At 63.8% G+C, this 7,023-nt stretch carries 6 protein-coding genes; 1 reads left to right on the top strand and 5 read right to left on the bottom strand.

Going from position 1 to position 7,023, the window contains the following annotated elements:
* From WBB85_RS05265 to WBB85_RS05245, 5 genes are all read right to left on the bottom strand, one after another.
* Positions 1 to 769: FAD binding domain-containing protein (locus WBB85_RS05265; RefSeq protein ID WP_432637579.1), on the bottom strand; the 769-nt coding region annotated here is incomplete at its 3' end.
* An 11-nt stretch (positions 770 to 780) separates the two neighbouring features.
* Positions 781 to 3,147 carry a xanthine dehydrogenase family protein molybdopterin-binding subunit gene (locus WBB85_RS05260; protein WP_432637578.1) on the bottom strand — a complete coding sequence of 789 codons (2,367 nt, stop codon included), beginning with the start codon at positions 3,145 to 3,147 and terminating at the stop codon, positions 781 to 783.
* 10 nt (positions 3,148 to 3,157) lie between these two features.
* Positions 3,158 to 3,643 carry a (2Fe-2S)-binding protein gene (locus WBB85_RS05255; RefSeq protein ID WP_432637577.1) on the bottom strand — a complete coding sequence of 162 codons (486 nt, stop codon included), beginning with the start codon at positions 3,641 to 3,643 and terminating at the stop codon, positions 3,158 to 3,160.
* Between the two features lie 216 nt (positions 3,644 to 3,859).
* Positions 3,860 to 4,336, bottom strand: a complete 477-nt coding sequence (locus WBB85_RS05250) for a DUF1203 domain-containing protein (protein WP_432637576.1) — start codon at positions 4,334 to 4,336, stop codon at positions 3,860 to 3,862.
* A gap of 79 nt (positions 4,337 to 4,415) precedes the next feature.
* Positions 4,416 to 6,179 (bottom strand): OmpA family protein, encoded by a 1,764-nt coding sequence (locus WBB85_RS05245; protein ID WP_432637575.1) that lies wholly within the window; start codon positions 6,177 to 6,179, stop codon positions 4,416 to 4,418.
* Positions 6,180 to 6,408: 229 nt separating this feature from the next.
* On the opposite strand from WBB85_RS05245, the gene WBB85_RS05240 reads away from it, so the two are divergent.
* Positions 6,409 to 7,023 (top strand): LysE family translocator (locus WBB85_RS05240; RefSeq protein WP_432637574.1); only part of this gene is annotated, 615 nt, incomplete at its 3' end.

Below are 7,023 nucleotides of genomic sequence, written 5' to 3'. Positions count from 1 at the left end.
TTGCGGTCATGACCTTCACCAGATGTGCGCGGTATTCGGGTGTCCCGTGCAGATCGCCGATCATGCCATCCGCGCCAAGGCTCAGCCCTTTCACCGCGTCAGTCGAGAAATTGCCCGACAGCGCCGCCTCGGCGTCACTCCAGCGGAAGACCCCGTTTTCAGAAGCCCCCGTCACGGCGACCCTGACACTATCCCCATGTTTCGCAACGAAGACCCCGGTCAGGGCAAAGCGCGAGGCAGGCTGGACGAACTTCTGGTAATGCGCCTTTTCGGGCAGCGGGAAGCGGATCTCGGTGATGATTTCCGCTTGATTGAGCGCGGTTGTGAAGAGCCCCTCAAAGAAGTCATCCGCCGCGATCTGGCGTGTATTGGTCACGATCGTGGCGCCTGAGGCAAGCACCGCTGCCGGGTAATCGGCAGAGGGATCGTTATTGGCAAGGCTGCCGCCGATTGTGCCGCGGTTGCGCACAGCCGGGTCGCCGATGGCGCCTGCAAGTGCCGCCAGCGCCGGGTATTTCGCCGCCGCTTCCCTGGCCACAAAGGCATGGCTTGTCGCCCCGCCAATGCAAAGGGCCCCGTCATCGCCGGTGCAGACGCCCTGCATTTCCTTGATGCCGGTGAGGCTCACCAGCACCGAGGGCGCGGCGAGCCTCTGTTTCAGCGACGGGATCAGCGTCTGCCCGCCACCCAGCGCCTGTGCGTCCTCGCGCCCCATGGCCGTGACCGCCTCGGCAATCGTCTTGGGCTTTTCGAAATCGAATGCGTACATGATATCCTCCCTCAGCCCTGCATTGCCGCCCAGACCCGCGCGGGGCTGACAGGCATGTCGATATGATCCACCTTGTGACCGCCGCGCTGGAGCGCGTCGATCACCGCATTGACGACCGAAGGCGGCGAGCCGATGGCCCCCGCCTCACCACAGCCCTTGACCCCCAAAGGATTGTGGGTGCAGGGCGTCTGGCAGGAATGGTCGACCGTGTAGAAGGGCACATCATCGGCGCGCGGCATGGCGTAATCCATGTAGGACCCGCTCAGAAGCTGGCCGTTGCCGTCATAGGCTGCGGCCTCCAGCATCGCCTGCCCGATCCCCTGGCCAAGCCCGCCATGGACCTGCCCCGAGACGATCATCGGGTTCACCACATTGCCGAAATCATCCGCCGCCGCAAAGGAACAGATTGTCACCTTGCCGGTCTCCGGATCGACCTCGACCTCACAGGCATATGCGCCGGCCGGATAGGTGAAGTTCGACGGGTCGTAGAACGCCGTCTCCTCCAACCCCGGTTCCAACTCCTCCAGCGGATAGTTGTGCGGCACATAGGCCGCAAGGCAGACCGAGCCCCAGTCAACCGACTTGTCGGTGCCCGCGACGGTGAACTGGCCGTCCTTCAGTTCGATATCGCCCTCGGAGGCCTCCATCAGATGGGCCGCGATCTTCTTGGCCTTGTTGATGATCTTGTTCGCGGCCTTGACCATGGCCGAGCCACCGACGGCGAGAGAGCGCGAGCCATAGGTGCCCATCCCCATCGGTGTGTTGGCGGTGTCACCATGGACGATCTCGACCTGACTTTCCGGGATGCCGATCATCTCGGAAATCACCTGCGGGAAGGCCGTCTCATGCCCCTGCCCGTGGCTGTGGCTGCCGGTCATGACCACGACCCCGCCAGTGGCGTTGACCCGGACGGTGGCGCTTTCGTAAAGCCCCGCGCGGGCCCCCAACTGGCCGACAAGGTTAGACGGCGCGATGCCGCAGGCCTCGATATAGCAGTTGATGCCGAGGCCGCGCAGCAGGCCCTTTTTCTTGGACGCGGCTGCACGTGCCTCAAACCCGGCCAGATCGGCAATCTCTTCCAGCTTGTCCATCGTCGCCTGATAATTGCCGGTGTCATAGGCCACCGCGACGGGCGTCTGGTAGGGGAACTCATCCGGCTGCACGAAGTTGCGCCGCCGGATTTCCACCGGGTCGATCCCCATCTCGCGCGCCGCCTTGTCGATCACGCGCTCAAGCTGGTAGGTCGCCTCGGGCCGTCCTGCGCCGCGATAAGCGTCTACCGGGACGGTGTTGGTAAAGACCGCCTTCACGTTCACATAGATATTGGGCGTCTTGTAATTCCCCGCCATCAGCGTGCCATGCAGATAGGTCGGCACCGAGGGCGCGAAGGTCGAGAGATACGCCCCCATATTGGCATAGGTCTCGGTCCGGATCGCCTGAAACATGCCACCCTTGTCGAGCGCGAGTTCGATCTTGGTCACATGATCGCGGCCATGGGCATCGGTCATGAAGCTTTCCGACCGCGTGCAGGTCCATTTGACCGGCCGGTTCACCACCTTGGCGGCATGGGTGACAAAGGCTTCCTCGATATAGTGGAAGATCTTCGAGCCGAAGCCGCCGCCCACATCGGGGGCCACAACGCGCAGCTTGTGTTCGGGGATGGAGAGCACAAAGGCCCCCATCAGCAGCCGGATCACATGCGGGTTCTGGCTGGTCGTATAGAGCGTGTAATCGTCGCCCGCCTGGCTGTAATCACCAATCGCGACCCGCGGCTCCATCGCATTGGGAATGAGCCGGTTGTTGACCAGTTCCAGCGTGGTGACGTGATGGGCGGATTTGAACGCCGCATCGGTCGCCGCCTTGTTGTCCTCGATGAAACCCCAGTCATAACAGAGGTTTGAGCCAAGCTCATCATGCACCAGCGCGCCGCCCGCGACAGCCGCCTTCATATCCACGACGGCAGGCAGTTCGTCGATATCGACGATCACCGCCTCGGCGGCATCCCGCGCCTGATCCTCGGTCTCGGCCACCACACAGGCCACGGCATCGCCGACATAACGCACTTTGCCATCGGCAAGGATCGGGTGCTTCGGCTCCAGCATCGGATTGCCCGCGCGGTCATGGATCTGCCAGCCGCAGGGCACGCCGCCCTTTTCGGCGAAATCCGCGGCGGTGAAGACCTTCAAGACCCCCGGCATCGCCTCAGCATCGCTCACATCGATCTTGTTGATTTTGCCATGCGCCACCTGAGAGCGGACAAAGACCGCGTGGGTCTGGCCGCGCAGGTTGATGTCATCGGTATAGCGGCCCTTTCCCGTCAGGAACCGCACATCCTCGCGGCGCTTCGTGCTCGCGCCAATCCCTTGATCTTTCGGCATGGTCCCCTCCCTATTCCGCCGCAATGCCCGACACGTCCTGACCGGACGCGGCGAGAACCGCCTTGACGATGTTGTGATAGCCCGTGCAGCGGCAGATATTGCCCTCAAGGTAGTGCCGGATCTCGGCCTCAGAGGGTTTCGGATTCTCGGCCAGAAGCGCCGCCGCCGACATCACCATGCCCGGCGTGCAGAAACCGCATTGTAGCCCGTGATGATCCTGGAAGGCCTGCTGGATCGTGCCCAGCGTGCCATCAGCATTGGCCATGCCTTCAATCGTGGTGACCTTGGCCCCGTCCACATCCGCCGCAAAGGTCGTGCAGGATTTCACCGCCTGCCCATCGACATGCACCACACAGGCGCCGCACTGGCTGGTGTCGCAGCCGACATGGGTGCCGGTCATCCCCAGCCCTTCGCGCAGGAAGGACGACAACAAAGTCCGCCCCTCAACCTCGCCGGAAACGGATTTCCCGTTCACCGTCATCGTGACCTTGGTCATCATGTCCTCCCTGATGTTCTTGCTTTTCGCCACTAAAGCACGGCTTTCGGATTCTGAGAACACCGCATTTCGGGTTGGTTTTCTTTAACCTCGGCCCCTCCCCCGGAGAGTCGCCATATGCGATCCGGACAGGTCTTGCGGGCCGGGGGCACCTGAGGACCCGCTTCGCAAGAAGTGGGTCCGAGGTAAGGAAATGGCCCCGGCACGGGGCCGCAATCAGATCACACGCCGCCGGATACGCAGAAGAAAGCAGTTGTTCACGGCCGAGCGTATATCGACAAAGGCCGTCTCTCCGTCTTCCAGAAGTGTCGCCGCATAGGCAATCACCCCGTCCTTGGGCAGGATGCGGCCTGTGCCGTAGCGGATGCGATGATCCGGGGAATAGGCTTTCAGCAGATAGGAAGTGCTGGATTTCAGTATAGGCGGCGGCGCGGCACCTTCCCAACGCGCGCACTCCGCCGCACAAAGAAAGATCGGGCCGCATTCGGCATAGGGCTGCAATTCGGGAAAGGGCCGGTGGGCGAGGATCAGATATTCCGCGCCTTCCGGCACCTGATCCAGACAGTGGCGGCAGGGCGTGCCCTGCCCGCTCGAGATCGCACCACGTTCAGGCGGCTGGCCATTCGCATCGGGTCCGCCCGCGCGCAAAGCGGCGACGTTTTCGGTTGGCATTGCGTCATAGATCAGGTCCATCGGGTCCTCCGTTTCGGATACCCGAACTGAATGGGCCGCGCGGGATATCCCGCGCGACCCGAAGCCTGCGCAATCCGCGTCAGTTCGCGGCCTGCCGCAAAAGATCGGTGATCCGGCGCACGCTGGCGCGGCGGTTCAGCCGTTCTTCGTCCTGCGTGTCGATCTTCAGGAACTCTTCGCCGTAACCCTGCACCACCATGTTTTCCGGTGGCACCGCGAAGTATTCGGTCAAGGCCAGCGCCACCGATTCCGCGCGCCGGTCGGACAAGGCAAGATTGTAGGGGGCCGAGCCTACAGCGTCGGTATGGCCTTCGATCAGGAAGACCTCGCGCGGGTCTTCATCGACATAGGACTGGATCAGCCGCCCGAGCCGTGCCAGCGACTGCGCCTGATCGGGCCGGATCGCGGCCGAGCCTGTCTCAAACGTGATGGCATTCAGGTCAATGACCGGCACGAGCGCCCTCACCTGCGCGATATCGCGCACCTGCGCCAGTGAGAAGCGCCGCGTCAGCGCCGCCTCACGCGCAAGCGCCGCGCGCAGTTCCGCCTCATCCGCCTCGGCCGAAAAGACCGGCTGTTCGGCGGGCGGTGGCAGGCGGGTGATGTCGACCGGCTCCACCATCGCAGTATCGTCGATCAGAAGCGTCTCGGTCCCGTCGACCGCCACATGGGCACGGCGCAGCACACGGTATTCGGCATCACGGATCGTCACGATCTTTGATCCATCCGCCCGCGTCACCGTGGTCCGGGTCGATCCGTCCGAGAAGGTTTCGGTCCGCACGGTTGAACCGGGCTGACGCAGAAGTGCGTTGTCGTCCTTGATGATCTGGTAGGACCCGTCATCGCGCGTCACCACAACCCGGTCACCGGAATTCAGCTCCACCTTGCGGTTGTTGGACAAGAGCGCACCGACCGCCACGGCCCCGAGGCCGAGCAGCACCGCCTTTTCGCCGTCCGACAATCCGTCGTCATCATCATCCTTGGAAGCGGATTTCTTCTTTTTCTTCTTCTTCGGGGCCGCCTCATTGACCTTGTTGGCGAAATCTTCGTCAGAAGACCGCGCGGTTTCCTCGGTCACGACCTCTTCGGTCACCTCGGCCTCGACTGCCGCTTCTTCAGGCGCCGAGGCCGCAGCGGCAACCGGTGCCTCGCCAGAGGCCGCGTCGGGTTGCACTGGCAGGTCGGGCACCTCTTCGGCGACAACATCTGCTTCCGGCTCTGCCTCGGCTTCCGTTTCGGTGTCCATTGCGGGTTCCGCTTCAGTCACCGCCTCATCACCTTCGGGAGCGACCTCGGCCCCGGTCTCAATGTCGCCGGTGCTGTCCGCTGCGGCCGGTTCCTCTGCCATTTGCCCGGCAGCCTCATCCACGACCGGATCTTCTTCGGTCATCTCGGCCGCGGCGTCCCCAGTGGGTTCAGCGGTCTCTTCGCCCGCGGGTTCAGCGGGCACCACCTCTTCTGACGCGACCTCGCCCTCTGCGGCCTCATCGCTACCGGTTTCGGCCTCGACTGCAGGCTCTTCCATGGCAGTCGCGTCGGCCTCCTCGGCCGTATCGGCCTCCGGCATTTCGGTGGATGCATCCGCCTCACCGGTTTCCGCTTCGGGCGCTTCTACCGCAGCATCAGCCTCGGCCGGGGCATCTTCTGCGGCTTCCGCCTCTGCCGCCTCTGGATCGTCCGTCGGGGCCGGGATCGGTTCAACGCCTTCAGGGCACGGCAGGTCAGAGCCATCCGGGCAGATCAGCGCGACCTCCGGTTCCGCCTCGGGCACCGTTTCCTGAGCCCAGAGCGGCGACGGCGCCATCAGGGACAAGCTCGCGACAAGGGCGGTGGTGGTGTTCATTCTGCTACGCATCGTTACCTCGCATCAACAAGACCCGGCCGTACCGGGCCAATGACATTTAACCGCAAATCGAACGGATCGTGCCCCACGGCCACTTCACGCTTGCGTCAATGGGCACCAATCCGCTGACCCGCAGCCCTGCCGGTCGCCGCCGCACGATGCGCATCACACGGTTGACAGTCCCGATGCCGCATGGCTCGCTCGGCCCCTGAAGTCAGGAGAGTCGATCATGCCGCTGGAACTCTGGTTAACCTTTGTCGCCGCCTCAACCGCGCTGTTGCTGATCCCTGGGCCCACGGTCCTTCTGGTCCTGACCTATGCGCTGACACAAGGCAGACGGGTCGCAGCCGCGACCGCTGCGGGCGTCGCATTCGGCGATCTTGTCGCCATGACAGCGTCGCTTCTGGGGGTCGGCGCGCTGGTCATGGCCTCGGCCACGCTCTTCACGATCCTGAAATGGGCAGGCGCCCTTTATCTGATCTGGCTTGGCATCGGCCTGCTCAGAACCCGCCCGGCGGAGGGGTTCGACCTCTCTGGCGCGACCGACCTTCCGGTGCGCGACATTTTCGGTCACGCAGCGGCGGTCACGGCGCTCAACCCGAAATCCATCGCCTTCTTCATCGCCTTCGTGCCGCAATTCCTGCGCCCCGACGCGGCCCTTGCGCCGCAATTCGCGATCCTCATCGCAACCTTCGTCGCGCTGGCGGCGGCAAATGCGCTGGCCTATGCGCTGCTGGCCGACCGGATGCGGGCGCGGATGACGGGGGCCGGAACACGGGCCGGGCTGAATCGCATCGGTGGCACGGCCCTGATCGGGATGGGGGTGATGACGGCTGCCCTGCGA

Origin of the sequence: Albidovulum sp. (assembly GCF_049646345.1) — a bacterium.
GTDB lineage: Bacteria > Pseudomonadota > Alphaproteobacteria > Rhodobacterales > Rhodobacteraceae > Albidovulum.
Note: the sequence above shows the minus strand (reverse complement) of the source record. Positions and strands in the feature narration are given on the sequence as shown.